The sequence below is a fragment of the Streptomyces sp. NBC_00667 genome (assembly GCF_036226825.1).
GTDB lineage: Bacteria > Actinomycetota > Actinomycetes > Streptomycetales > Streptomycetaceae > Streptomyces.
In genome coordinates this window covers 1,230,013-1,255,127 of the sequence record NZ_CP109022.1, presented here as the reverse complement: position 1 = coordinate 1,255,127, position 25,115 = coordinate 1,230,013, and the positions used below count along the sequence as shown (strand labels likewise).

Annotated in this window: 20 protein-coding genes; 10 read left to right on the top strand and 10 right to left on the bottom strand. The window is 75.0% G+C overall.

The window, feature by feature from the left end:
- Window positions 1–6: 6 nt before the first annotated feature.
- Entirely contained in the window at window positions 7–450 is a 444-nt protein-coding gene (locus tag OHA81_RS06035) for a hypothetical protein (RefSeq protein ID WP_329193489.1), read from the bottom strand.
- A 218-nt stretch (window positions 451–668) separates the two neighbouring features.
- On the opposite strand from OHA81_RS06035, the gene OHA81_RS06030 reads away from it, so the two are divergent.
- The 4 genes from OHA81_RS06030 (at window position 669) to fxsA (ending at window position 4,629) form a co-directional block, all read left to right on the top strand.
- Window positions 669–1,109 (top strand): Lrp/AsnC family transcriptional regulator, encoded by a 441-nt coding sequence (locus OHA81_RS06030; RefSeq protein ID WP_168713945.1) that lies wholly within the window; start codon window positions 669–671, stop codon window positions 1,107–1,109.
- A 125-nt stretch (window positions 1,110–1,234) separates the two neighbouring features.
- Window positions 1,235–2,857: an amidohydrolase gene (locus OHA81_RS06025; protein WP_329193488.1), complete on the top strand. Its 1,623-nt coding sequence runs from the start codon at window positions 1,235–1,237 to the stop codon at window positions 2,855–2,857.
- Between the two features lie 338 nt (window positions 2,858–3,195).
- The gene (locus OHA81_RS06020) at window positions 3,196–3,963 is read left to right on the top strand and encodes a polyprenol monophosphomannose synthase (protein ID WP_329193485.1); all 768 of its coding nucleotides are present in this window, start codon (window positions 3,196–3,198) and stop codon (window positions 3,961–3,963) included.
- A gap of 84 nt (window positions 3,964–4,047) precedes the next feature.
- Window positions 4,048–4,629, top strand: coding sequence for an FxsA family membrane protein (fxsA, locus tag OHA81_RS06015; RefSeq protein ID WP_329193483.1), 582 nt, complete (start codon window positions 4,048–4,050; stop codon window positions 4,627–4,629).
- Window positions 4,630–4,735: 106 nt separating this feature from the next.
- Here the strand turns inward: fxsA and OHA81_RS06010 are convergent, their stop codons facing one another.
- From OHA81_RS06010 to OHA81_RS06000, 3 genes are all read right to left on the bottom strand, one after another.
- Window positions 4,736–5,110 (bottom strand): RNA polymerase-binding protein RbpA, encoded by a 375-nt coding sequence (locus OHA81_RS06010; RefSeq protein ID WP_007262928.1) that lies wholly within the window; start codon window positions 5,108–5,110, stop codon window positions 4,736–4,738.
- A gap of 307 nt (window positions 5,111–5,417) precedes the next feature.
- On the bottom strand, window positions 5,418–6,788 hold the full coding sequence (locus OHA81_RS06005; RefSeq protein WP_329193481.1) for an MFS transporter: 1,371 nt from the start codon (window positions 6,786–6,788) through the stop codon (window positions 5,418–5,420).
- Window positions 6,789–6,856: 68 nt separating this feature from the next.
- On the bottom strand, window positions 6,857–7,627 hold the full coding sequence (locus tag OHA81_RS06000; RefSeq protein ID WP_329193479.1) for a glycerophosphodiester phosphodiesterase family protein: 771 nt from the start codon (window positions 7,625–7,627) through the stop codon (window positions 6,857–6,859).
- Between the two features lie 201 nt (window positions 7,628–7,828).
- Between OHA81_RS06000 and OHA81_RS05995 the strand changes: the two genes are divergently transcribed.
- Window positions 7,829–9,331: an SCO1417 family MocR-like transcription factor gene (locus tag OHA81_RS05995; RefSeq protein WP_329193477.1), complete on the top strand. Its 1,503-nt coding sequence runs from the start codon at window positions 7,829–7,831 to the stop codon at window positions 9,329–9,331.
- A 45-nt stretch (window positions 9,332–9,376) separates the two neighbouring features.
- Here OHA81_RS05995 and OHA81_RS05990 read toward each other — a convergent pair whose 3' ends face one another.
- A complete protein-coding gene (locus tag OHA81_RS05990; RefSeq protein WP_329193475.1) occupies window positions 9,377–11,098 on the bottom strand; it encodes a hypothetical protein in 1,722 nt (573 codons plus the stop codon).
- Window positions 11,099–11,226: 128 nt separating this feature from the next.
- Window positions 11,227–11,421: a hypothetical protein gene (locus OHA81_RS05985; protein ID WP_030031218.1), complete on the bottom strand. Its 195-nt coding sequence runs from the start codon at window positions 11,419–11,421 to the stop codon at window positions 11,227–11,229.
- Window positions 11,422–11,788: 367 nt separating this feature from the next.
- On the opposite strand from OHA81_RS05985, the gene OHA81_RS05980 reads away from it, so the two are divergent.
- Together OHA81_RS05980 and OHA81_RS05975 are read left to right on the top strand one after the other, a co-directional pair.
- The gene (locus tag OHA81_RS05980) at window positions 11,789–12,211 is read left to right on the top strand and encodes an ankyrin repeat domain-containing protein (protein ID WP_329193473.1); all 423 of its coding nucleotides are present in this window, start codon (window positions 11,789–11,791) and stop codon (window positions 12,209–12,211) included.
- Window positions 12,212–12,552: 341 nt separating this feature from the next.
- A complete protein-coding gene (locus OHA81_RS05975; RefSeq protein WP_329193471.1) occupies window positions 12,553–13,950 on the top strand; it encodes a HEAT repeat domain-containing protein in 1,398 nt (465 codons plus the stop codon).
- 81 nt (window positions 13,951–14,031) lie between these two features.
- Here OHA81_RS05975 and OHA81_RS05970 read toward each other — a convergent pair whose 3' ends face one another.
- The 3 genes from OHA81_RS05970 to OHA81_RS05960 are packed head-to-tail and all read right to left on the bottom strand — an operon-like array spanning window position 14,032 to window position 16,279.
- Window positions 14,032–14,895, bottom strand: a complete 864-nt coding sequence (locus tag OHA81_RS05970) for a biotin-dependent carboxyltransferase family protein (RefSeq protein WP_329193468.1) — start codon at window positions 14,893–14,895, stop codon at window positions 14,032–14,034.
- Window positions 14,892–15,503, bottom strand: a complete 612-nt coding sequence (locus OHA81_RS05965) for a 5-oxoprolinase subunit B family protein (RefSeq protein WP_329193467.1) — start codon at window positions 15,501–15,503, stop codon at window positions 14,892–14,894. The genes OHA81_RS05970 and OHA81_RS05965 overlap by 4 nt, the downstream gene beginning before the upstream one ends.
- On the bottom strand, window positions 15,500–16,279 hold the full coding sequence (locus OHA81_RS05960) for a LamB/YcsF family protein (RefSeq protein ID WP_329193465.1): 780 nt from the start codon (window positions 16,277–16,279) through the stop codon (window positions 15,500–15,502). The genes OHA81_RS05965 and OHA81_RS05960 overlap by 4 nt, the downstream gene beginning before the upstream one ends.
- An 86-nt stretch (window positions 16,280–16,365) precedes the next feature.
- On the opposite strand from OHA81_RS05960, the gene OHA81_RS05955 reads away from it, so the two are divergent.
- The 3 genes from OHA81_RS05955 to OHA81_RS05945 all read left to right on the top strand — a co-directional run bounded on the left by OHA81_RS05955 (window position 16,366) and on the right by OHA81_RS05945 (window position 24,250).
- On the top strand, window positions 16,366–17,904 hold the full coding sequence (locus OHA81_RS05955; protein WP_329193462.1) for a hypothetical protein: 1,539 nt from the start codon (window positions 16,366–16,368) through the stop codon (window positions 17,902–17,904).
- Between the two features lie 700 nt (window positions 17,905–18,604).
- Window positions 18,605–19,507 (top strand): hypothetical protein, encoded by a 903-nt coding sequence (locus OHA81_RS05950; protein WP_329193460.1) that lies wholly within the window; start codon window positions 18,605–18,607, stop codon window positions 19,505–19,507.
- A gap of 54 nt (window positions 19,508–19,561) precedes the next feature.
- Entirely contained in the window at window positions 19,562–24,250 is a 4,689-nt protein-coding gene (locus OHA81_RS05945) for a hypothetical protein (protein WP_329193458.1), read from the top strand.
- A 55-nt stretch (window positions 24,251–24,305) separates the two neighbouring features.
- On the opposite strand, the gene OHA81_RS05940 is transcribed toward OHA81_RS05945, so the two are convergent.
- Window positions 24,306–24,809, bottom strand: a complete 504-nt coding sequence (locus OHA81_RS05940) for a hypothetical protein (protein ID WP_329193455.1) — start codon at window positions 24,807–24,809, stop codon at window positions 24,306–24,308.
- Between the last annotated feature and the right edge of the window lie 306 nt (window positions 24,810–25,115).

Below are 25,115 nucleotides of genomic sequence, written 5' to 3'. Positions count from 1 at the left end.
GGCCGGTCAGGCGGCCTGCGCGTGCTGACGCATCTGGGGCGGCAGCACCGTCGCCGTCATCCGCACCGGACGCGATCCCGGACCGCCGACGTGCGAGAAGGGCTGCGTCCGCCAGTCCAGTCCCTGCGGCAGCGTCAGCATGACCACCGGGTCCAGCTCCTGGGCGTCCGGCTGGAACGCGCCCACGGACGCCAGCGCCTCCGAGGCCGGGCGGCCCGTGCCCGCGCACACCGTGAGCCCGAACGGGTTCCACGGGGTGAGGCAGAGCGCGTGCTCCGGCAGGTACTCCTCGTCCGCGACCAGGGCGATGGACTGACCGCAGTCGGGGCAGACCGCGTGGTGGACCTCGAAGCCGTCGGCGTCTTCGAGGTACTCCCCGTCGTCCGCGTCCTGTGCGTACTCGCCGTACGCGGCTTCGCTCACGCGGTCGGCACGGTTGGTGTTCAGCATGGATGTACTCCCCCTTGGGTGGGCCGGGCGGGCAGATTTCTTCGGCCACGGCCACAGCAAGCACTTCCCGTCGCGCGGCACGAGTAACCACGAGAGCCGGGCGTACGCATCCATACCCCTGTGGCCTTGGTCACATGCCTGCCGCAGGTGCCGTTTCCCCGTGGACACCGCTGTGCCTGGAGCGGTCCTGGGCAATAGGTTGAGCGGCTATGAGCGCAATGGAGGAGCTGGACCGCCAGATCGTGGATCTGCTCGTGCGGGACGGGCGGATGAGCTACACGGATCTGGGCAAGGCCACCGGACTGTCCACGTCGGCAGTCCATCAGCGAGTACGCCGCCTGGAGCAGCGCGGTGTCATCCGCGGGTACGCGGCCGTCGTGGACCCCGAGGCCGTCGGGCTGCCGCTGACGGCCTTCATCTCGGTCAAACCGTTCGACCCCAGCGCCCCCGACGACATCGCCGAGCGGCTCGCGGGGGTCCCGGAGATCGAGGCGTGCCACAGCGTCGCGGGCGACGAGAACTACATCCTCAAGGTGCGCGTGGCCACGCCCCTGGAACTCGAAGACCTGCTGGGGCGCCTGCGCGCCCTGGCCCACGTCGCCACCCGCACGACCGTGGTCCTCTCCACCCCCTACGAAGCCCGCCCGCCCCGCGTGTGAGCCGTGGGCCCGGTCCCGGGCGCCCGCGGCACCGCCCGGTGCCGGGGCGCCCCGTCCCGCGGCGTCTGCGGCCCGGCGAGGGGGCCGTGTCCGGGCGGGGGCGGGCGACCAGCGAAACTGGGGGCATGACTGACCGCACCGCCTCCGCCACCGCCGCCGGAACCCACCGCACCGTCCTGCTCCGCGGCGGCGAGGTGCACAGCCCCGCCGACCCCTTCGCCACGGCGATGGTGGTCGAGCGGGGGCACATCGCGTGGGTCGGCTCCGAAGGCGCCGCCGACGCCTTCGCGCAGGGCGTCGACGAGGTCGTCCACCTCGACGGGGCGCTCGTCACCCCCGCGTTCACCGACGCCCACGTCCACACCACCTCCACCGGCCTCGCCCTCACCGGCCTGGACCTCTCCGCGGCCCGTTCCCTCCCCGAGGCCCTCGCCCTCGTCCGCGCCCACGCCGCCCGCCGCCCCGCCGACCGGGTGCTCCTCGGCCACGGCTGGGACGCCGCCCGCTGGCCCGAGCGGCGCGCCCCGCGCCGCGCGGAACTCGACGAGGCCACCGGCAACCGCCCGCTCTACCTCAGCCGTGTCGACGTGCACTCCGCCGTCGTCACCACCGCCCTGCTGGACCTCGTACCCGGTGTCCACGCGGCCGGTGACGAGCCGCTGACCCGCGACGCGCACCACGCGGTCCGCCGGGCCGCGCTCGACGCCGTCACCCCGGCCCAGCGCGCCGAGGCGCAGCGCGCCGCCCTGGACCGCGCCGCCTCCCTGGGCATCGGCTCCGTCCACGAGTGCGGCGGCCCCGACATCTCCTCCCCGGAGGACTTCAGCTCCCTGCTCGACCTCGCCGCCCACCACCGTGGCCCGCGCGTCTTCGGCTACTGGGCCGACCGCGACATCGACCGCGCCGTGGAACTCGGCGCGGCCGGCGCGGCGGGCGACCTGTTCGTGGACGGCTCCCTCGGTTCGCACACCGCCTGCCTGCACGCCCCGTACGCCGACGCGCCCCACACCGGCACCGGCTACCTCGACGCCGCCGACGTCGCCGCGCACGTCGCCGCCTGCACCGGGGCGGGCCTCCAGGCCGGGTTCCACGCCATCGGCGACGCCGCTCTCGGCGCCGTCGTCGAAGGAGTCCGGGCGGCCGCCGAGAAGGTCGGCCTCGCCCGCATCCGGGCCGCCCGCCACCGTGTGGAGCACGCCGAGATGATGACCCCGGCCACCATCGCCGCCTTCGCCGAGCTGGGCCTGACCGCGTCCGTGCAGCCCGCCTTCGACGCCGCCTGGGGCGGCGAGGACGGCATGTACGCCGACCGGCTCGGCGCCGACCGGGCCAGGACCCTCAACCCGTTCGCCGCCCTCCTCAAGGCGGGTGTGCCGCTCGCCTTCGGCTCGGACGCGCCCGTCACCCCCCTCGACCCCTGGGGCACCGTCCGCGCGGCCGCCTTCCACCGGACCCCCGAGCACCGCATCTCCGTACGGGCCGCCTTCGCCGCGCACACCCGCGGCGGGTGGCGGGCACTGGGCCGGGACGACGCGGGCACCCTCGTGCCGGGCGCTCCCGCCGACTACGCCGTCTGGCGCACGGAGGAACTGGTGGTGCAGGCCCCCGACGACCGGGTCGCCCGCTGGTCGACGGATCCGCGCTCCGGCACCCCCGGTCTGCCCGACCTGACGCCCGGCGCGGATCTCCCCGTGTGCCTGGCCACGGTCGTGGGTGGCCGGGAGGTATTCGTACGGCCACAGGGGTGATCCGGCGGGCCTCGGTTCGGTACCGGCGGCCCGACCCGGATAGGTTCGGCCGGGTCCACCACAGGACGTCCCTTCCGGACGGATCCGTCCGCCCAGCGCGCCCGCGCCTCGGGGGCGAGGGAAGGTTTCGCCGGTGCGGGCGCCCCCAGCGGCAGTTGGGGGAGGGGTGGCCTCAGGTCGGGGCCCGGCGGTCCAGTAGACAACGGCCAGGGTCACCCGCAGCCAGCGGGAGCCTGGTCGGCCCGAAGGACCGCTGGCCCCGATCCCTGTTCTAAAATCGTCCCGCTGTGACGGGACGGACGAGGCGGGGCTGGACGAGAAGCATGCAAGGGGACCCAGTGAGCGACGGCGGACAGCGGACCTACGGGCCCCTCGGCACCACCTTGGTGATCATCCCCACGTACAACGAGGCGGAGAACATCGGGCTGATCGTCGGCCGGGTCCGCGCCGCGGTGCCCGAGGCGCACGTCCTCGTGGCCGACGACAACAGCCCCGACGGCACCGGCAAGCTCGCCGACGAGCTGTGCGCCTCCGACGACCACGTCCACGTCCTGCACCGCAAGGGCAAGGAAGGGCTCGGCGCCGCCTACCTCGCGGGCTTCGCCTGGGGCCTGGAGCACGGCTACGGCGTCCTCGTGGAGATGGACGCCGACGGCTCCCACCAGCCCGAGGAACTGCCCCGGCTGCTGACCGCGCTCGCCGGCGCCGACCTGGTCCTGGGCTCCCGCTGGGTGCCCGGCGGCCGGGTCGTCAACTGGCCCAAGAGCCGCGAGATCCTCTCCCGGGGCGGCTCCACCTACTCCCGGCTGATGCTCGGCGTCCCGATCCGCGACGTGACCGGCGGCTACCGCGCCTTCCGGCGCGAGACCCTGGAGGGGCTGGGCCTGGACGAGGTCGCCTCCGCGGGCTACTGCTTCCAGGTAGACCTCGCCCGCCGGGCCGTCCGCAAGGGCTTCAAGGTCGTGGAGGTCCCCATCACGTTCGTCGAGCGCGAGTTCGGCGACAGCAAGATGAGCAAGGACATCGTGGTCGAGGCCCTGTGGCGGGTCACCCAGTGGGGCATCAAGGCCCGCACGGCCAAGCTCACCGGCAGGCCCGGGGCGTAGCGCACGCTGCTCCGGATCCCCTTGGGGGATGTCCGGTACCTCCGACTGAGGCCGCTTTTACGCCATCCCAGGCACACTGGGGTCATGACGACCGGCACCTCGACTGCTCCCCGGCGGCGCTCGGCCGCCCGTACCTTCCTCCCCCTGGCGGTCGCCGCCTGGTTCATCCTGGAGATCTGGCTGCTCAGCCTGGTCGCGGGCGCGGCCGGCGGCTTCACCGTCGCACTGCTCGTCCTCGGCGGGATGCTGCTCGGGGGTGTGGTCATCAAGCGGGCCGGCCGCCGGGCCTTCCGGAACCTGACGGCCGGCTTCCAGCAGGCGCAGCAGGGCGAGGAGCCCGCGGCTCGGCAGCCCGGGCAGGGCAATGCGCTGGTCATGCTGGCCGGCCTGCTCCTGATCCTGCCGGGCCTGCTCTCCGACGCCGTCGGCCTGCTCCTGCTGCTGCCCCCCGTGCGGGCGCTGGCCTCGCGCCGGTTCGCCCGTTCCCTGGAGCGTTCGATGACCTCGGCGGCCTCCGGCGGCTTCGGCGCCGCGTACCAGCAGGTCCGCATCCGCCAGCCCGACGGCAAGGTGGTCCGGGGTGAGGTCATCCGCGAGGACCGGCCGCAGCCCGGAGCGGGCCCCTCCGGCCCCGACTCGGGGTACCGGCCGCCGCTGGCCTCCTGAGACGGACACGCAGAACCGAGACCCGAAGACCGGGACGCCGGAACACGCCGAGGGCCCCCGCCACAGGAAGTGGCGGGGGCCCTCGGCTTCGTTCTCAGTCCGGGTGTCAGGCGGACTTGCGGCTGTCCCGCGGATGCACGGCAATGTTCATGGCGCCGGAACGCAGGACCGCCAGCCTCTCGGCCAGCACTTCCTCGAGTTCCTCGCGGGTGCGTCGCTCCATGAGCATGTCCCAGTGCGTTCGCGCGGGCTTGCCCTTCTTCTCTTCGGGCCCGTCCCCGTCGACCAGGAGTGCCATGGCGCCGCACGCCTTGCACTCCCACTCCGGCGGAATTTCTGCCTCAACCGAGAACGGCATCTCAAATCGATGTCCGTTCTGGCATGCGTACTCCACCGCCTGGCGCGGGGCCAGATCGATGCCGCGGTCCGTCTCGTAGCTGGTAACCACGAGCCGCGTACCGCGGAGAGCTCGCTCACTCATGAATCGTGCCTCCCGGGCTTGTCGCCCACAGGACAGGTGTCGCTGTCGTCGTCATCCGGTCAACGTCCGGTCGGCGGTATAGATTCCCGCTCCGGGTCGTGCGTCGCCCGTCGTGCCGCCCCTTGTTGTACCCACCAGTGCCCGGTTTGTCACATCTGGCAGCAGATGTCACCCAGCGCCCATCCCTCGGGTGCGCGCAGTAACGGTCCGCCTGGCAGGCCAAAGGCGTACACTACCGGCCCTTTGCTTCAACGTCGAAATTCGTTCCGAATTCGTTCCCGGAGCCGTTGTCCGGAGGCCGTCGGGCTCAGAGCCGTTCGGGAACAGGATTGCCCGCCGCCTCCACCGCGCGCCGCACCGGCACCCGGGCCAGCAGCACGAAACCCAGTGCGAAGAACACCACCAACGAGATGATCGCCGTCCGGTAGCTGCCCGTCACCTGGTACGTCAGGCCGAACACCAGCGGCCCCACCCAGCTCAGCCCCCGGTCGCTCATCTCGTACGCGGAGAAGTACTCGGCCTCCTTGCCCGCCGGCACCAGGTGCGAGAAGAGGGAACGCGACAGCGCCTGGCTGCCGCCGAGCACCAGCCCGATCATCGCGGCCAGGGCGAAGAACCAGACCGGGGTCCGCGCCGGCAGGAAGTAGCCGGCCGCCAGGGTCAGCGCCCAGGCCGCCAGGGAACCGAGGATCGTGCGCTTGGCGCCGTAGGTGCGCGCCAGCCGGCCCATCCCGAGCGCGCCCGCCACCGCCAGGACCTGCACCAGGAGCACCGCCACGATCAGCGTCGACTGCTCCAGCCCCAGCTCCTCCGACCCGTAGACCGAGGCCTGCGAGATCACGGTCTGCACGCCGTCGTTGTAGATCAGGTACGCCAGCAGGAACGACAGCGTCAGCGGGAAGCGGCGCATGTCCCGCAGCGTCGCGACCAGCTGCCGCCAGCCGCTGACCGGCGGGGCCGCCCCCGCCTCCCGCACCACCGCCCGGTCGCGCAGCCGGCGCAAAGGGATGATCGCGAAGGCGCCCCACCACAGGCCCGCCGAGGCCAGGCAGATCCGTACCGCCGTGCCCTCGGACACGCCGAAGGAGTCGTGGCCCTGGAACAGCACCAGGTTCAGGACCAGGACGAACGCGCCCGAGGTGTACCCGAACGCCCAGCCCCGCGAGGAGACGGTGTCCCGCTCGTCCGGCGTGGCGATCTGCGGCAGGTAGGCGTTGTACAGCACCATCGAGACGGCCAGCGCCGCGTTCGCGACGACCAGCAGCAGCCCGCCCAGCAGGTAACGGTCCCCGCTGAGGAAGAACATCCCGGTGGTTGCCGCCGCGCCCGTGTAGGCAGCGGCCGCCAGCAGTGGTTTCTTGCGGCCGCCGCGGTCGGCCACCGCGCCGGCCAGCGGCATGATCAGCACGGCGACGATCACCGACACCGACACCGAGTACGCGAAGAAGGACCCCGCCCGGACCGGGACGCCCAGCGGGTGCACATAGCCCTCGGCGTCCGCCGCGGCCTTGGCCACCGCCGTCAGGTAGGGGCCGAGGAACACCGTGAGCACACTCGTCGAGTAGACCGAGCAGGCGAAATCGTAGAAGTACCAGCCGTGCTGTTCGCGCTTGCGGGCGACGGCGGATCTGCCGTCCTCCGCCCCCGGTTCCGCTTCGTCCGTCGTCTGCGCCGTCATCCGGTGTCCCCTCGCTGTTCCCCGTACCGCCGCGGCCGTCCGGGCCCGCGAGCGGGCCCGCCGGGCGGTCAGGCCCAGGCTCCGCGGCGGTCCAGCACCGTGCGCAAGATGTCGATCCGGTCGGTCATGATGCCATCCACACCGAGGTCGAGAAGAGCCTCCATGCGTTCCGGTTCGTTCACGGTCCAGACGTGCACCTGGAGCCCGCGCGCGTGCGCCGTCCGCACGAAGCGCCGGTCGACCACCCGTACGCCGGCCTGGCTCTCCGGGACCTGCGCCGCCACCGCTCCCACCCGCAGGGCCGCCGGGATGGCGTACGAGCGCAGCCGCAGCCCGAGCACGCCCAGCACCCCGTACGAGGTCGCCAGCCGCGGACCCGCGATCCGGTGGGCCCGGGCCACCCGGCTCTCCGAGAACGAACCCACGCACACCCGGTCCCACGCCCCGGCCCGGGCGATCAGGTTGACCAGCGGGTACAGCGCGGACTCGGCCTTGATGTCGACGTTCCAGCGGGCTTCGGGAAACTCCTCCAGCAGGTCCTCCAGGAGCGACAGCGGCTCCGTCCCGGCCACCCGGGCGGCCTTGACCTGCTTCCACGGCAGCTCGGCGATCCGGCCGCGCGCGTCCGTGACCCGGTCCAGGGTGGCGTCGTGGAAGGCGACCAGCTTGCCGTCGGCGGTGGCGTGCACATCGGTCTCGAAGTACCGGTAGCCCGCCCCGGCGGCCCGCCGGAAGGCGGCCGCGGTGTTCTCCAGGCCGTCGGCCGCACCACCCCGGTGCGCGAAGGGGATCGGAGCCGGGTGGTCGAGATACGGATGGCGAAGGCGTACGTGCGTCACGGCGGCAGTATGCCCGTTGTCACCGGTGGGACGTGAGCGGCCGGACGGACGCACGGTGAACTGCGGGTCCTCCCGGCCCGAGGGACGGGCCCCCTGGCCCGAATGGACCGCTCCATGACACCCTGACCCGGCAGGAGCAATCCAATACCGGCCCCCGAACCGGCCGGTCGCGGCCAATTCGACGAAGGTGGACCGGACAGCATGGCTCAGTGGACCTCGGCGGTCGGTGCCGCACAGCTCGCCCGTCTGATCACCTCGCAGCAGGACCGGCCGCCCGTACCCGGCGCCCGCAAGCCCCCCGCCTACCGCCTGCTCGCCGACGGCATCCGCCTCCTCGTCCTCGAAGGCCGCGTCCCCGTCGCCGCCCGGCTGCCCGCCGAACGCGAGCTGGCCGTCGCGCTCTCCCTCAGCCGCACCACCGTCGCCGCCGCCTACGAGGCCCTGCGCGGCGAGGGCTTCCTCGAATCCCGGCGCGGGGCCGGCAGCTGGACCGCCGTCCCCGCCGGGAACCCGCTGCCCTCCCGCGGCCTGGAGCCCCTGCCGCCCGAGTCCCTCGGCTCGATGATCGACCTCGGCTGCGCCGCCCTGCCGGCGCCCGAACCCTGGCTCACCAAGGCCGTCCAGGGCGCACTGGAGGAACTGCCGCCCTACGCCCACACCCACGGCGACTACCCCGCCGGGCTGCCCGCGCTGCGCCGGATGCTCGCCGACCGCTACACCGAACGCGGCATCCCCACCATGCCCGAGCAGATCATGGTCACCACCGGCGCGATGGGCGCCATCGACGCCATCTGCAGCCTCTTCGCGGGCCGCGGCGAGCGCATCGCCGTCGAATCACCCTCCTACGCCAACATCCTCCAGCTCATGCGCGCCGCCGGCGTGCGCCTCGTACCCGTCGCGATGGCCTCCGGGCTCGGCGGCTGGGACATGGACGTGTGGCGCCAGGTGCTGCGGGACTCCGCGCCGCGCCTGGCCTACGTCGTCGCCGACTTCCACAACCCGACCGGCGCGCTCGCCTCCGACGAACAGCGCCGTGCCATGGTCGAGGCGGCCCGCTCCGCCGGCACCGTCCTGGTCGCCGACGAGACGATGGCCGAACTCCGGCTGGACCCCCAGCTCGCCATGCCCCGCCCGGTCTGCTCCTTCGACCCGGCCGGCTCCACCGTCATCACCGTCGGCTCCGCCAGCAAGGCGTTCTGGGCCGGCATGCGCATCGGGTGGGTCCGCGCCGCCCCCGACGTCATCCGCAGCCTGGTCGCCGCGCGCGCCTACGCCGACCTCGGCACCCCGGTACTGGAGCAGCTCGCGGTGAACTGGCTGATGCGCACCGGCGGCTGGGAGGAGGCCGTCGGGATCCGCCGGGTCCAGGCCCGGGACAACCGTGACGCGCTGGTCGCGGCGGTGCGCCGGGAGCTGCCCGACTGGGAGTTCCAGGTCCCGCTGGGCGGCCTCACGCTGTGGGCCCGGGCGGGCGGACTGTCCGGGTCACGGCTCGCCGAGGTGGGGGAGAGGGTCGGCGTGCGCGTCCCCTCGGGCCCCCGGTTCGGGGTGGACGGGGCGTTCGAGGGATACGTCCGGCTGCCGTTCACCGTGGGCGGGCCGGTCGCGGACGAGGCCGCCGCACGGCTGGCGGCGGCGGCCCGGCTGGTCGGTACGGGAGCGGGCGGCAGCGGGGCGGAGCCGCCGCGCACGTTCGTCGCGTAGGCCGTCCGGGGGCGTGTGGCGGGGTGAGAGGGGCCTGTGGCGGGCTCAGGGCCCCACGGGCCACGGCCCGCGGGCCTTCGGTGTCTCCGCCGGGACCTCCTCCCGCACCGCCTGAGGCTCCTCCCGTGCCTCCGTCGCGCCGCTCCCGTCCTCCTCGGCGTCGATCGACGGCGCCTGTGCCTGGGGCGGCGGCTGGACGATGCGCAGCGGGACGGCCGGGGCGGCGTGCTGCAGCGCCGCGGGCCTCGGCGCACGCCGCTCCGCCCGCTCCGGCAGGAGCTCCGTCACCGCCTGGCGGTGCGCCGGGTACGTGGCGTCGTCGTACGGGTCCGGCGTGGCCGGCACCTGGAGGCGCAGGACGGGACCCGCCCCGAGCCGGGCGTACCCGCGGCCCGGCGGTACCTGCGCCGTCGGCGTCGTGTGCGGAGGCATCCCCAGCACTTCGGCGATCTGCTGGATCCCGGCGGGGCCGAGCACGACCCGGGCCCGGGTGTGCTGCCAGACGGCGTCGCCCAGCAGGTCCAGCTGGTCGAACTGCTCGGCCACCACCACCGTGACGTGGACGCCGCGCCCGTGCCGCAGCGGCACCTGGAGCCGCCCCAGCGGATCCGGCCCGTCGTCGGCCGCGGCCAGGTGCGCGAGCACGCTGGGCCGGTCCAGGAGGATCCACAGCGGGCGGCGGGTGTCCTCGGGCATGGCTCCCCCCGACTCCCGGGCCCGTTGGGCTGCGGTCAGCCGCCGCTCGGTCTCCTGCGCCGCCCACTCCAAGGTGGCCTGCGCCCCGCTCGGACCGCACTCGACCGCGAGCACGCCCGCCCGGCCGGCGAGGCACGCGTACTCGCCGCTGCCCGCGCCCTCGACGACCAGCACCTCCCCACCGTGCCGCAGCGCCTGCAGGGCGATCGAGCGCAGCAGGGTGGTGGTGCCGCTGCCGGGCTGGCCGGCCGCCAGCAGGTGCGGCTCCGTGGAGCGGGGCCCGGTGCGCCAGATCACCGGCGGCACGTCGTGCGGCTCGCCGGCCGCCAGGACGGGCAGCGTGCGCTGCACGCTCCCGGCGTCGGTGAACCCGAGGACGATCTCCCCGGGGGCGGTCACGAACGGCTGGGCGGCGATGCCCGTCGGCAGCGCCTCCAGCACCCGCAGGTCGAGCTGGTTGCCCTCCTCGTCCCAGTGGAAGAGGTACTCCCGCCCCCGCCCGGACTTGGCGTGCAGCAGTGCCTCGATCCGGGCCCGGGCTGCGGGCTCGCCGTCGGTGAAGTAGGCCGGGTAGCGGATGCGCAGGCGGGTGACGCGGCCCGATCCGTCGAACGTGTGGTCGCTGAACGCCTGGTCCCAGCTCCCGCCGTGGGTGAACAGGGGACTGGGGTCCTCCGGGACGGAGAAGTACGGCACGAGGGCCTCGTAGAGCGAGCGCAGGCGTTCGGCCTCGGCCTCGCTCGGGCCGGTCTTCACGGGGGTGCGCGCCCGGCCGTGCCAGGCGGCCGCCGCCATCAGGGTGAGCAGGCCGAGGAGGGGACCGTAGGGCACGAGGGCCAGGACGAGGACGACGGCGGCCCCCAGGAACAGCGCGGGCCCGCGCTTGTCCTTGGGGGTGTCGGCCCACTTGCGCCGCCCGGCGGCCGCCAGGACGCGCAGGCCCCGCCCGATGACGATCAGCGGATGGAGGACGTCCGTGGCGCTGTCGGCAGCCGTGCGGGCGAGGTCGCGACCCCGGGTCAGCGACGTGGTGCCGCCGAGGAGGATGCGGGGGAGTGGGCGCCGGGCCACGGGCGTCTCCTGGAGTTGTGGTGTGGCGGGACGGTGCGGTCGGGGACGGGAGGTGCGGGGGCGGGCCCGGCGGCGGACGGCCCGTCAGGCCGGCCCGGGCCGGCCGGCCTGAACGGCGGACGGCGGGCTCAGAGCTTGATCCCGCCCAGCAGGCTGGCGAGGCTCGCCGTGCTCGCCGTGATGCTCGGGGCGATGGCGGAGCCGGCGAGGAAGAAGCCGAACAGCGAGCACACGAACGCGTGGGTCAGCTTCATCCCGTCCTTCTTGAAGAAGAGGAAGCAGATGATGCCGAGCAGAACGACGCCTGAGATGGACAGGACCATGACGACTTCTCCTGGTGGGTGGGGACGTGGGACGGTCACCATCAGTTCTTCCAGGCTCACAGAAAGTATCAATGCGACAAAAGGTGCATCCGGGTGAATCTCGTCGCCTTTCACTTGACTGGCCGCTCCCGGCTGGCGCGGCGGCGTCGAAGCGGTCATGGGGGCGTCCGGCGCACGGGCGGACGGGTGAACCGGGCCGGGGTGAACCGGGTCAAGGGTGATCTTTGCCTCAGGTCGTCCCCGCCATGTGCGGACCCGGGCGCTACTCTGGCGATTCACCCGTACGGACGCAGTTCCGTACGCCCCCCTGCCCTCCCGGCCTGGGGAAACTCTTGCCGACGACAGTGAGTGAAAGGCGGTACGGACCATGAGCGAGCACACCCCGGAGGGCCCCGGCTCCCAGGACGTTCCCGACGCGGACGTCATCGAGCTGGCCACCAAGATCTTCGACCTCGCCCGGCAGGGGCAGACCGCCGCGCTGACCGCCTACCTCGACGCCGGGGTCCCGGCGAACCTCACCAACGACCGGGGCGACACCCTCGTCATGCTCGCCGCCTACCACGGTCACGCCGAAGCCGTCACCGCCCTGCTGGCCCGGGGCGCCGAGGCCGACCGCGCCAACGACCGCGGGCAGACCCCCCTCGCGGGCGCCGTCTTCAAGGGCGAGGAGGCCGTCATCCGCGCCCTGCTCGCCGGCGGGGCCGACCCGTACGCCGGCACCCCCTCCGCCGTGGACACGGCGCGCATGTTCGCCAAGGCCGACCTGCTGGAACTTTTCGGAGCCAAGTAATCCGCTTCCGGCCGGTACCGGGCGGGCTCCTACCCCTCCCGGACCTCACGGGTTGGTCACGGGAGACGTAAATGTGGTCGCGGCACACAAACCGCCTGGGTCATCATGGCGTCGGATTCGATTCGCGGACATGACGGACGGGCAGGAGCGGGCTGGACACGAACGCCGTTCCGCCCACCCCCGCCGAACCGGCCGTACTGATCGCGAAGCACCGACGGAGAGTGAGAAGGCAATGGTCTACATCGAGCGGAACAAGACGGCGAACGTCCTCACATGCTGTTACGCGGCCCTGTGAATCCCGATTCCCGGTTGCGTCCCCAGCTTGATTTGAGGCCATTCCCATGTTCGAACCAGTCATAGCGCCGAGCGGCACCCTGCTCGGACTCCTCCAGCGGGGCCGCGGCGACGGCACGCTGCACGCGCTCGCGGCGCCCAGGGCAGAGGCCCTCGCGGCCCTCGACCAGTGCGTCATCAGCGATCCGCGCCAGGACTGGCAGGTCGAGAACCGCTCGCTGTACTACGCCCGTCTCTACCTGGACCTCGACGGTCCCCTCGGCGCGATCGAAGCCCACCTCTTCGCCGCCGACGACCTCCTCGACGAGGACGAGCACCGCACCGGCCTCGCCCTGTCCGTGCTCGGCCACCTCGCCGCCTACGGACGCGACGACGCGCTGATGCTGTTGCGCCGCTACGCCGCCTGCGGCGCGAACTGGTCCTGGGCCCTGGACGAACTCGCCCTGCGCGACGACGACGAAGGCCTGCGCTCCCTGGCCGCGCCCGTACTCGCCCGCTTCCCCGCCACGGAGGAAGGCGGGGCGCTGCTGGCCGCCACCGTCCGCGACGCCTACGAGCCCCGGCCGTGGAGGCTGTGGGAGGAGAGCGCCGCCTACGGGGAGCGGCTGCGCGCCGCCCGGCAGCAGGGCTCCTTCGACCGTTGGCAGCGCCAGCTCACCCCCAAGGGCCCCCAGCCCGGCTGGGGCGTCGAGGCCGTCTTCGAATGGGCCGCCGACGGACTGCGCCGCGGCACCCCGCTGCACGTGCCGGCCGCCCGGTGCCTGGCCGCCGTCGCCGCGCCCGAGGACCGCCCGGCCATCCTCGCGGCCGCCGCCGGCGCACACGGGGAGGCCGCCCGGGCCACGGCCCTGCACCACCTCGTCCTCGCCGAACCGGAGAACCCGGCCGTGCTGGACCTCATCGAAGCCGCCGGGGACGAAGCCGCCGTGGCCGCCTACGAGCGCATGTGCGGCCCCGCGGCCGTCGAGCGGGCCCGCCAGTGGATCCACCGCCCCGACGCCCTCGGAGCCGCCGCCGGCGCCCTGCTCGCCGCCCGCGGCTCAGCCGAAGACGCCCGGCTGGTCCTCGGCGCCCTGCGCTCCACGGTCCGCGGCCACGGCCCCGACACGCAGCGCCTCTTCGCCCTCGTCGACGGCGCCGGCCGCCTGGCGATCGGCTGCGCGGCGCCGGTGCTGCGCCACATCTACCGCGAAACCTCCTCGTCCCACCTGCGCGGACGCGCGGCCCGGGCCCTGGCCAGCACGGACGCCTCCTTCGCGGCCGGCTTCGCCGTCGAGTGCCTCTGGGACTGCGAGGAGACCACCCGCGAGGTGGCCGCCCGCCACGCCGAGACGGCCGACGCCCGCGTGGCCCCCCGCCTGCGCCGCCTGGCGGCCGACCCGGCGGAGGAGGAGGACGTCCAGTCGGCGGTCCGCAGCCGCATCGCCCCGGAGTCGGCGGTGTAGCGGGCGCGCGGGGGCATGCCGGCTCCGCCTGCGTGCGGGGGCCCGGCGGCTCCGCCTGTGCCGGCGTGCGGGGCCCGCCGGCTACGCCCGAACGAACCGGACCTCCAGGCCCGGTCCCGCCTGGGCCGCCGCGTCCAGCGGGCGGCCCGCAGGGACCACGCCGAGCACCGGGTAGCCGCCCGTTACCGGATGGTCGGCCAGGAACAGCACCGGCAGGCCGTCCGGGGGGATCTGCACCGCCCCCAGGACCATGCCCTCGCTCGGGAGTTCCCCGCCCCGCCGACGGGCCAGCCGGGGCCCGCCCTCCGTCCGGAGACCGATCCGGTTCGACCGGGCCGACACCCGGTACGGCGAACGCAGCAGCCCCGCGATCGAAGCCGCCTCGAACCAGTCGGCCCGCGGCCCCAGCCGCAGCGGCAGCACCAGCACCGACGGCGGCCCCGGCACCCCCAGGGCGTCCGCCCCGCGGACCGGCCCCGCCCCGGCCGGACCCACCGGCAGCACCGCGCCGGCCGACAGGACGGCGGGCCCCAGACCGGACAGCAGGTCCGTCGAGCGACTGCCCAGCACCGGCGGGACGGCGAACCCGCCCCGCACCGCGACGTAGCTCCGCAGCCCGGACTCCGCCCGGCCCACATCGAGCTCCGCCCCCGCCCGCAGCCGGACCGGCGCTCCCCAGGCCGCCGGGCGCCCTGAGACCCGTACCGCGCAGGGCGCGCCCGTGACCGCCACCGTGACCGGGGCCCGGGCGCGCAGCGCCACCCCGTCCAGCGTGGTCTCCAGGACGGCGGCGTCCGCCGGGTTGCCCACGAGGCGGTTGGCCAGCGCGCACGCCCCCGCGTCCAGCGCCCCCGACCGCGGCACACCCAGGTGCGCCAGACCCGGGCGCCCCCGGTCCTGGACGGTCGTCAACGCCCCCGCCCGCAGCACCAGCAGCCCGCTCACGAGCCCGCCTCCTCGAACCGCACCCGCACCCCCGGTGCGAACAACGCCGCAGGCTCCCGCGCGGGGTCCCACACCACCGCGTCCGTCGAGCCGATCAGCTGCCAGCCGCCGGGGGAGGAGCGCGGGTAGACCCCCGCGTACTCACCGGCCAGTGCGAGGGACCCCGCCGGGACGGACGTACGGGGCGTCGCCCGCCGGGGCAGGTGGAAGCGGGCCGGAAGCCCCGTCAGGTAGCCGAAGCCGGGGGCGAAGCCGCAGAAGGCGACCCGGAACACGAGGCCGCCGACGATCCCCGGCACCTCCCGCGCGCCCACGCCCCACAGCGCGGCCACTTCCGCGAGGTCCGGCCCGTCGTAGCGCACCGCCACCCGCACCAGCGGCCCCTCGGACCCCGCCAGGGCGGGCACCTCCCAGCGGGCGATCCGGGCGCCCAGCCCGGCCGGGTCCGCCACCCCGTCCAGCAGTACCGTCCGCGCGGCCGGCACGATGTCCCGTACGCCGCCCAGCTCCCCGCGCCGTCGCAGCAGCTCGGCGTGGAGCGCGGCGACCTCCTCGGCGGAGTCCGTCTCCAGCAGCAGCGCCCCCGTTCCCACGACGAGCGGCCTCACGCGAACGCCTCCACCCGTACCCCGGCCGCGCCCAGCGCCTCCCGGACCCGCAGCGCGAGGCCCGCGGCGCCCGGGGTGTCCCCGTGCAGGCACAGCGAGCGCGCTCCCACCGGGACCGCCGAGCCGTCCGCCGCCGTCACGACCCCCTCGGCCGCCATCCCCACCGCCCGGGCCACCACCGCGTCCGGGTCGTGCAGCACCGCCCCCGGCTCGCCCCGCGGCACCAGCGTCCCGGCCGCCGTGTACGCCCGGTCGGCGAACGCCTCCGGCACCGCGGGCAGCCCCGCCTCCCCGGCGGCCGCCAGCAGCAGCGAACCCGGCAACCCCAGCACGGGCAGCCCGCCGGGGCCGGCCGCGAGCAGCACCCCGGCGACGACGGCGCCCGCCTGGCCCGCGTCGTGCACGGTGCGGTTGTAGAGCGCGCCGTGCGGCTTCACGTACGAGACGGCGGAGCCGGCCGCCCGTGCGAACACCTCCAGCGCACCGATCTGGTAGGCCACCTCGTCGGTCAGCTCGCGCGGCGGCACGTCCATCGCCCGCCGCCCGAAACCCGCCAGGTCCCGGTACGACACCTGCGCCCCGATCCGTACGCCCCGCTCGGCCGCCAGCTCACAGACGCGGCGCATGATCGACGGATCCCCGGCGTGGAAGCCGCAGGCCACGTTGGCACTGGTGACGACCGACAGCAGCGCCTCGTCGTCCGTCAGCGTCCACCGCCCGAAGCCCTCACCGAGATCGGCGTTGAGGTCGATGACGGGTGTGATCACGGGAGCCATGCGGTGAGCGTAGAACAGGCCCGGCCGAACCGGGCGTCGTGCGGGACGGGCCCTGGGGAGGATCCGGCCGAACCGTGCCGTTTGGGATGTTGTCCGTGTCAGCGCCTAGTCTTTCCGTCGTGACTCTCCCTGCCCCGGCGAAGCCCCTCGTCTCCCCGGCGCCGGGCCCGGCCGCCGACGAGGGCCTGGCCCGGCGCCTGCGCGCCCTCGCCTGCACCGCCCCGCTGCACGACCTCGACGTCCGCAAGGCCAATCTGGCCGGCGAGTACGGGGTCTACGCCATGGCGGAGGTCGCGCTGGCCGCGATCGACCTGGTCACCCTCAACATGGACTTCGACACCGGCGCCGACCACGAGCAGATAGTGGCCCGGCTGCTGCCGCGCGTCGCCGCCCAGGCCCCCGCCCGGCCCACCGCCGAGCACGAGCGGGTGGCGCGCTGGGTCCTGGAGAACCTGATCAACGTCGGCAGCGTGGACCGGGGCTTCCGCGCGATCTACGGCACCTTCGGCCCCGACGGTGTCTACGTCCGCAGGGACTACGACTTCAAGCTGATCGAGGAAGTCCCCGGCTACGGCGGGGCGGTGTACCTGCGCACCACCGACGAAGCCGTGAACGTGCTCGTCGGCGCCCTGGACACCGACGTGACCAGCGCGCAGATCGCCGCCGAGGTCAAGCTGGAGGTGCTGATCAGCCGCGGCCGGCTCGCCGATGCCCAACTCGCCGCCGAACAAGCCAGGTACCGCACGGTCCAGTACGCGGAGACCCTGCGCCGGACGCTGGACGCGACGCGGCGCAACGTACGGGCCGTGGACTGGCTCGAAGCCGTCCCGGACATGATCGCCGAGGCCCTGGAGCACGTCGCCGACCGCTACCGGCACGAGAACGCCATCCTCACCAACATCCGCAAGGCCCGCGACGAAGCCGAGGACCCCGACAACAAGCGGCGCGCCGCAGAGCTGGTCGACATCGTCAAGGACTGCATCCGCCGGCACACCCAGCTCCAGTCGCGGCTGCTGGACGCCGGCCCGCTCTTCCGCGCCGAGCAGGACCGGCAAGCCTTCGCCGCCCCGGCGCCGCGCTCGGGAATCGACCTGTACGGGCAGCTGATCGCCCCCGTGCTGCCGTTGCCGCTGGAACGGGCCACCAAGGTCACCGACGCGTTCTTCGCCCGGGGAACCGGTCTGCGCACCCCCGTCTCGGTGCGGGTCGCCGACCTGGTGGAGATCCTGCTGACGCCGCCCGTGGAGCGCGAGCACCTGGGCGTGGAGATGCCCGAGCCCGACCTGATCGCCACCCCGGACGACAGCCGGTTCAGCGAGGAGCAGCTCGCCGCGGCCATGGTGCTCCTGGACCTCCCGCACGACGCCCCGCGCCGGCTGTCCGGCCTGCTGGCCGAGGCCCGGCGCAGCGACCCCGAACTGCCGTACCTGGTGGCCCTGCTGGCCGTCCACGCGGCGAGCCCGGCGGTGGGTACGGCGTACCGGCAGGGCGAGGAGCGGCTGCTGTTCGCGGTGGACGACGGCACCGAGCTGGACGACCCGGAGTTCGGCGGCGCCGACCTGATCGTCGGCACGGCCCTCCTCGACGCCGCCGCCATGACGGCCGCCCGCACGGAGGCATCGTGACCGCCGCGTCCGCCGCGTGGGCCCGGCCGGGGCCCGTGTGCGGGCGGGGCGGTCTCCTCACCGTGCCGTCGGCCGTCGCCGCCGCTCCCGCTACCGCCGAATCCACCGCTTTGACCGCCCTGTCCGCGGCCGGCGCGTGGACGACGGCCGAGACCGCCGCGTGGCCCCGGCCGGTGCCCGTGTGTGGGCGGTGTGGTCCGCTCACCGCGTCGCCCCATGCCGTTGCCGCTCCCGCTCCCGCTCCGGTCGAGACCGCCGCGTCCGCCGCGGGGGTCCGGCCCGCGCACCCGCGCGGGCGGTGCGGCTCGCACCGCCGAGCGCGCGGGGGCGGGCCACCCACCGGGCCGGGCACGGGGTCGCCGGCGGTCACGGGCCCCCGGCCGCGCGCCGCTGCGATGGTCGGCCGGGTTGCCCATGTGCCTTCCGAGACGACCGCCGCGCCGCTCCCGGAGCGTTCCGCCGCTGCTTGCCCGGTCGGCGGCCGCGCTGCTTTCGGGCCGGTCTCTTCCACGGCCGCGAGCCCCCGCCCGGTGTCCGCCTCGGGGGCCGCCGGCCCCCCCGACCCGCAACGCCGGCCGCCCGCCGGGCCCGGCCGCCGGGCCGGGTTCCGCCGGGAGCCACGACGGCCGGGGCGGGGTCGGCCGTCGGCCATCCCGGCGCCCGCCGCCGAAACCACCGCACCACACGAAAGGCACCACCCGTGAGCGACCACCACGCCGAAGCCCCCGCGTGGGGCGAGCCCGACGCCGCCCCGGGCCCGGCGCCGGCGCCCGGCGCCGCGGCCGTGACCCCCGCCGACGCCGCCGACGCGGCCCGGCTCGTCGCCTTCGGGCTCCAGCCCAAGCTGCTCCCCGCCCGCGACGCCGAGTACGCCGAACTGCTGCGCCGCTACCGCGACGAGCCCGCCTTCGGCCGTCTCGCCGACGCCGTCGCCACCGGCCTCGGCCTCGTCGTGCTGGAGGTCTCCGCGCGCGCCGGCATGGCGGTGGCCGCCGACGAGGACTCCGTCTTCGCCGTCCGGATGGGCGACTACGCCCGCCGCACCGCCGCCGACGGCGGCGACCGCTTCCTGCACGGCCTCGCCCACCTCGCCGTCGCCGCCCTGGCCTTCCCCCGCCCCGAGGACCTCGCCGACGACGGCTACATCGGCCGGATCACCGTCAACGGCGTCGACTCCTTCGTCCGGCAGACCTGCCGCCGCCTGGAGGAGCGCGCCGAGGAACTCGGCGAGAACACCGACCCCGCCTCCGACGCCCCCGGCCTGGAGGCCGCCTGGCGCGTGTACGCCCGCCGCAGCGCGACCGGCGCCACCAAGGACGCGCGCCGCCTGGCCGGTTCCACCACCGGCATCGTCGGCAAGGCCGCCGCCTTCCTCACCGAATCCGGCTTCCTCCAGCGCACCGGCGACGAGTCCGGCGGCACCTACCGCACCACCCCCCGCTACCAGCTCCAGGTCCGCGACATGGCGGGCAGCGCCGCCATGGCCGAACTCCTGGAGCTCGGCGTGGTCCCCGTCAGCGACGGCTGCGCCACCCTCCTGCCGCCGCCCGAGGGCGACGACCTGGAGCTCGCCGCCGACGCCGGCCTGCCCTTCCACGCCTGAGCCCCGCGCCCTGATCCCCGTACGCACCACGAGAGACCGCGAGAACCCGCCGCCATGTACGAGCTGTCCCGGATCCGCCTCTACTCCATCGGGCCCGCCGGCGCACGCTACGCCGACACCGTGCTCGACCTGCGCGGAGTCGGCGAGCCGGTGCCCCACCCGGCGCCCGCCCAGGCGGAGTTCTTCGAGGACGAGCCGACGGGCCCGCCCCGCCGGCCCGCACCCGCAGGCGTGCTCTTCCTGGAGAACGGCGGCGGCAAGTCCGTCCTGCTGAAGCTGATCTTCTCGGTGATGCTGCCCGGCCACCGCAACACCCTCGGCGGGGCCAGCTCCGGCGTGCTGCGCAAGTTCCTGCTCGCCGACGACTGCGGCCACGTCGCCCTGGAGTGGCAGCACACCCAGACCGGCGAATGCGTCGTCGTCGGCAAGGTCAGCGAATGGCGTGGCCGGCAGGTCTCCAACGACCCGCGCAAGTTCGCCGAGGCCTGGTACTCCTTCCGCCCCGGCCCGGGCCTGAGCCTCGACAACCTGCCCGTCGCCGAGGCCACCACCGTGCGCCCGCCCGTCGAAGGCGCCTCCGGCGCCCAGGGCCGCCGTCGCACCATGAAGGGCTTCCGCGACTCCCTCACCGAGGCCGGCAAGGCGTACCCGCACCTGGAGGTGTACTGGGAGGAGATCCACGACCGCTGGAACGAACACCTCACCGATCTCGGCCTCGACCCCGAACTCTTCCGCTACCAGCGCGAGATGAACGCCGACGAGGGTGAGGCCGCCGGTCTCTTCGCGGTCAAGAAGGACTCCGACTTCACCGACCTCCTGCTGCGCGCCGTCACCGACACCCGGGACACCGACGGCCTCGCCGACCTCGTCCACGGCTTCGGCAACAAGCTCGGCCGCCGCTCCGAGCTGATGGCCGAACGGGACTTCACCGCCGGGTCGGTCGAACTCCTCACCAAGATCGTCGAGGCCGCCGAGACCCGCTCCCGGCTGCGCGACGTCCACGCGGGCGCCGAACGCCGTACCCGCACCCTCGCCCGGCGCCTGTCCGCCCGCGCCACCGAGGAACGCGGCCGCGCCGCCGAACTCGCCGAGCGGGTCACCGCGGCCGCCCACGCCGTCACCGCCGCCGAGTCCGCGCGCGAGCGCAGCGCCGCCATCTCCGCCGAACTCGCCTACCGGCACGCCTCGCTGGCCCTGACCGTCGCCGACAAGGCCGCCGCCGCCCAGCGCCGCGAACTCCTCGAAGCCCGCACCCTGCACTCCGCCTGGCAGGCCGCCGAGACCGTACTGCGCCACCGCGCCGCCGCCGACCGCTCCGCCAGGGTCGCCGCCGCCATCCTGGAGGCCGAGCGCGACGCCGCCCCCGCCCTGGCCGCCCGAGCCAGGGCAGCCACCGAACTCGTACGCGCCCTGCACACCGCCGCCGAGCAGGGTGAGGCGCGGGCCAACGAGGAGGAGGAGCGTTCCGCCGTCCTCCAGGCCGCTGGCGAGGCCGCCCACCGCGACGCCACCGCCGCCGCCACGGCCGCCCAGCGCGCCCGCAGCGAGGCCGAACACCTCCGCGCCCGCCTCTCGGAGGTCCAGCAGGAGACCGCCGAAGCGGTACGGGCCGGCTGGCTCGACGACTCGGCGCCAGACGCCGACCCGGCGCGCGCCGCCCTCGCCGCGAGCGACGCCGAGAAGAGCGCCGTGGCCGCCTGGGACGAGTCCCGCGAGGCCGCACGCGCCGCCGCCGACGCCGCCCGCGAGGCCGCCGCCACCGAAGCCCGCGCCGAGCTCACCGCCGCCCGTGCCGCCGACGCCGCGGACGCCGCCGAAGCCGCCCACGCCGCGGAGGAGCGCGCGGCCGCCTCCCTGGCCGCCACCCCCCGCCTGGCGGAGCTGCTGGGCCTGCCCTCGGCCCCCGACACCTTCCTCCCGCGTCCCCGCGCGGGCGCGCAGCCGGTTTCCTCCCAGGCCGCGGACGCCGGTGCCCCCGGCTCCGCACCCACCGCCCAGGCCTCGGCCGCCCCCGGCCTGACCGTCGCCGACCTCGACCGGGGCTCCGACGAACTGCTGCGGATGCTGGCCGATACCGTCGGCTCCGCCGAACGCCAGCTGTTCGAGCTGCGCACCGCAGCCGCCGAGGACGCCCGCATCCTCGGCGCCCTCGGCGACGGCGGGCTGCTCCCGCCCGGCCCCGACGTGCTCGCCACCGTGGAGTACCTCGGCGAACACGGCATCCCGGCCCTCCCCGGCTGGCGCTACCTCGCCCAGTCCGTGGACCCCGCCGACCACGCCGCCGTCCTCGCCGCCCGCCCCGAACTGGTCGACGGCGTCGTCATCACCGACCCCGACACCCACTCCCGTGCCCGGGAGGTCCTCTCCGGCGCCGCCCTGCTGCCCCGCTCCACGGTGGCCGTCGGCACGGCCGCCGCGCTGCTGGCCCCGGTTCCGCCCGCCGACGCGGATCCGGCCGGCTCCGGCATCTTCATCGTTTTCCCGAACCCGGCCATGCACGACGAACACGCCGCCGACGAGGAACGCCAGGCGCTGCGCACCCGCGCCACCGCCCGGGACGCCGAGATCCGCGACCTGGCCGCCCGCCTCTCCGGCGACCGGGAGCTCGCCGCCCGGCTCGCCTCCTGGCGCACCGGCTGCCCGCCCGGCCGTCTCACCGAGCTCGCCGAACACGCCGCCGCCGCACGGTCGTTCGCCGAGGAATGCGACGCCGAACTCGCAGAGGCCCGTACCGTACGCGCCGAGGCCGACGAAGCCGCCGCCGACGCCGCCCGGGTCCGCGACGAGCGCCAGGACGCCGCCCAGCGCGCCCGCCGGGCCGCCGACGCCCTCTCCGGCCTCGCCTACCGCTTGCGCGAGCGCTCCGGCTGGCAGGCCCGGCTGCGGGAACTCGCCGACGAGGCGGCCGAGTCCGAGGCGCGCGCCGAAGCGTGCCTGGACCGCGCCCGCGCCGCCGACGAGGACCGCCGCGCCGCGCAGCGCGCCGCGGACGACGCCCGCCGCACCGCCCGCGCACTGCGCGCCGAGCGCGCCGACATCGCCGGCGCCCCCGACCCCCTCCCCGAGGACGACGGCACGCCCAAGGCGCCCCTCCCCGACCTGCGCGAGGCCTACCGGGCCGCCTCCCGGCTCTACGAGAAGGTCGGCGTCGGCGCCGACCTGCGCGCCGAACAGGCCCGCGCCGAAAGCGACGAGAGCGCCGCCCTCGCCGAACTCGACCGGCTCACGAACAAGGTGCGCACCCGGGCCGCCCAGCTCCTCGAAGGCACCGACGGCGCCGACGGCCCCTCCCGGCAGGCCGCGGCGGCGCGCGCCGAGGCCCTCGTACAGATGCTGGAATCCCGGGCGTCGGCAGCGAGCGAGCAGCTCGGCCGGCTGCGCGGCGAGGCCGAACGGCACGCCCCCGCCGACGGCGAGGCGCACACCGACCTGCCCGAGGAACTCGTCCCCGGGGACGTCGAGCAGGCCCAGGGCCTGCTGCGCACCGCCACCGCCCAGCTCGCCGCCCACACCGCCGCCGTCGAGAGCGCCCGCGCCGCCCACGGCGACCTGCTGCGCTCCCACCGCACCGCGGAGGACGGGGCGGGCGGCTTCGACGAGACCGCCGCCCTCCTGCGGGACCTTCTGCGCGACCACACGCAGCAGGAGGACGAGCAGGAGCCGGCGCCCCACCGGGGCACTCTGGAGGAGGCCCGCCAGTCCGCCGCCGAGGCCCGCCGTTCCCTGCGCGGCTGCGCCGCCGACCTGTCGGCCGCCGAGTCGGCCGTCCGTGAGGCGAGCGACGTCCTGGTCCGCCACGCCAACGCCAACCGCTACGAGCAGGTGCGCACCCCCGCACGCCAGCAGATCCGCGAACTGCCCGCCTCCGCGCTGCCGGAGCACGCCGCGGCCTGGGCCTCGGCCTTCGCCCCCCGGCTGCGGGTGCTCACCGACGAACTCGCGCAGCTGGAGCGCAACCGCGACAGCATCGTCGACCGGCTGCGCGGCCTGGTCGAATCCGCCCTGGCCACCCTGCGCTCCGCCCAGCGGCTCTCCCAGCTCCCCGAGGGCCTGGGGGAGTGGTCGGGCCAGGAGTTCCTGCGGATCCGCTTCGAGGAGCCCGACCAGGCGACCCTCACCGAGCGGCTCGGGGAGGTCATCGACGAGGCCACCCGCGCGGCCGTCAAGAAGAACAGCACCGCCTCCTTCGGTGAAGGCCGGCGCGACGGCATGTCCCTGCTGCTGCGCGGGGTCCAGGCGGCCCTGGAACCCAAGGGGATCTCCGTGGAGATCCTCAAGCCCGACGCGGTACTGCGCGCCGAGCGGGTGCCGGTCGGACAGATGGGCGACGTCTTCTCCGGCGGCCAGCTGCTCACCGCCGCGATCGCCCTCTACTGCACCATGGCGGCGCTGCGCAGCAACGACCGCGGCCGGGACAAGCACCGCCACGCGGGCACCCTGTTCCTGGACAACCCCATCGGCCGCGCGAACGCCACGTACCTGCTGGAACTCCAGCGGGCCGTGTCCGACGCGCTCGGCGTGCAGCTGCTGTACACCACCGGCCTGTTCGACACCACGGCCCTCGCGGAGTTCCCGCTGGTCATCCGGCTGCGCAACGATGCGGACCTGCGGGCGGGCCTCAAGTACATCAGCGTCGAGGAGCACCTGCGCCCCGGTCTGCCGCAGCAGTCCCCGGACGGCGAGACCATCCACGGCGAGATCACGGCGACCCGCATGTACCGCCGCTCGACCGCGGGCGCCTGACGCCCGGCGGGCGCCCGGCCGGGCAGGGCCGCCCCGTACCGTCAGTCCCGTACCGTCAGCCCCGGCCGTGGGCAGCCAGTCGGCCGCCCTCGGCCGGGCGTATGCGGGGCACCCGGCCGGGCGCCCCCGAGCGGGCCTCCCGGCCGGTCCGGCGCTCCTCCCGGCCGCCATCGCGCGCCGTGCTGCTCGGCCGGGACAGGACCCCGTGACGCTGGTTCCACATCTGCCGGGTGATCAGCACGTCCAGCACGGCCCAGGTGGCCACCACCGTCCCGGCTATCGCACCGAGCCCCATCGGCAGGGCGAGCCACGAGCCGGTCAGGGTCAGGAAGAAGCTCACCGTCGCCTGCATCAGGGTCAGGGCCACTATCAGCACCGCCCGCACCGCCGAAGCCCTCACCGGATCGGGCATGCGGTACCTGCGTGCGGGCTCCTCCACCCACAGCGACCGCCTCGTGGCCGTCGCCCCGGCCCCGCCGTGGTCCCCGTACCCCGATCCGTCCGCCACCGCGTCGCCCGTCACCGCGTCGCCCGTCACCGCGTCGTCCCTCGTGCTCATGGTCCACTCACTCCCCACCGCACGGTCCGCATTGCCTACCCACACCTCATACCCCCTTGTGCGGTTTCGACCGTCTTCCCCGTCAGACGATCGGAGACGACGGGAGATTCCCGGATCCCGGAACGGGTTCACGCGCCCCGAGAGGCCCGGAGGAAGAATTCCAGCCATCCCTCCGATTGCGGGAACCGACACCCCACGAGGTGCCATGTGCCACATAACGGGCCGGACTTGCCAGGACCTAACGGACAACTCATGATCTTCACAAGGGCAGCAGGCCGAAAACGTCCGGACACGCCTTCGAAGCTT

Excerpts from the sequence above, each read along its gene's own strand:
- OHA81_RS06035 (WP_329193489.1), bottom strand. The coding sequence starts at position 450 with ATGCTGAACACCAACCGTGCCGACCGCGTGAGCGAAGCCGCGTACGGC.
- OHA81_RS06030 (WP_168713945.1), top strand. The coding sequence starts at position 669 with ATGGAGGAGCTGGACCGCCAGATCGTGGATCTGCTCGTGCGGGACGGG.
- OHA81_RS06025 (WP_329193488.1), top strand. The coding sequence starts at position 1,235 with ATGACTGACCGCACCGCCTCCGCCACCGCCGCCGGAACCCACCGCACC.
- fxsA (WP_329193483.1), top strand. The coding sequence starts at position 4,048 with ATGACGACCGGCACCTCGACTGCTCCCCGGCGGCGCTCGGCCGCCCGT.
- OHA81_RS06010 (WP_007262928.1), bottom strand. The coding sequence starts at position 5,110 with ATGAGTGAGCGAGCTCTCCGCGGTACGCGGCTCGTGGTTACCAGCTAC.
- OHA81_RS06005 (WP_329193481.1), bottom strand. The coding sequence starts at position 6,788 with ATGACGGCGCAGACGACGGACGAAGCGGAACCGGGGGCGGAGGACGGC.
- OHA81_RS05995 (WP_329193477.1), top strand. The coding sequence starts at position 7,829 with ATGGCTCAGTGGACCTCGGCGGTCGGTGCCGCACAGCTCGCCCGTCTG.
- OHA81_RS05985 (WP_030031218.1), bottom strand. The coding sequence starts at position 11,421 with ATGGTCCTGTCCATCTCAGGCGTCGTTCTGCTCGGCATCATCTGCTTC.
- OHA81_RS05980 (WP_329193473.1), top strand. The coding sequence starts at position 11,789 with ATGAGCGAGCACACCCCGGAGGGCCCCGGCTCCCAGGACGTTCCCGAC.
- OHA81_RS05975 (WP_329193471.1), top strand. The coding sequence starts at position 12,553 with ATGTTCGAACCAGTCATAGCGCCGAGCGGCACCCTGCTCGGACTCCTC.
- OHA81_RS05960 (WP_329193465.1), bottom strand. The coding sequence starts at position 16,279 with ATGGCTCCCGTGATCACACCCGTCATCGACCTCAACGCCGATCTCGGT.
- OHA81_RS05955 (WP_329193462.1), top strand. The coding sequence starts at position 16,366 with ATGTTGTCCGTGTCAGCGCCTAGTCTTTCCGTCGTGACTCTCCCTGCC.
- OHA81_RS05945 (WP_329193458.1), top strand. The coding sequence starts at position 19,562 with ATGTACGAGCTGTCCCGGATCCGCCTCTACTCCATCGGGCCCGCCGGC.
- OHA81_RS05940 (WP_329193455.1), bottom strand. The coding sequence starts at position 24,809 with ATGAGCACGAGGGACGACGCGGTGACGGGCGACGCGGTGACGGGCGAC.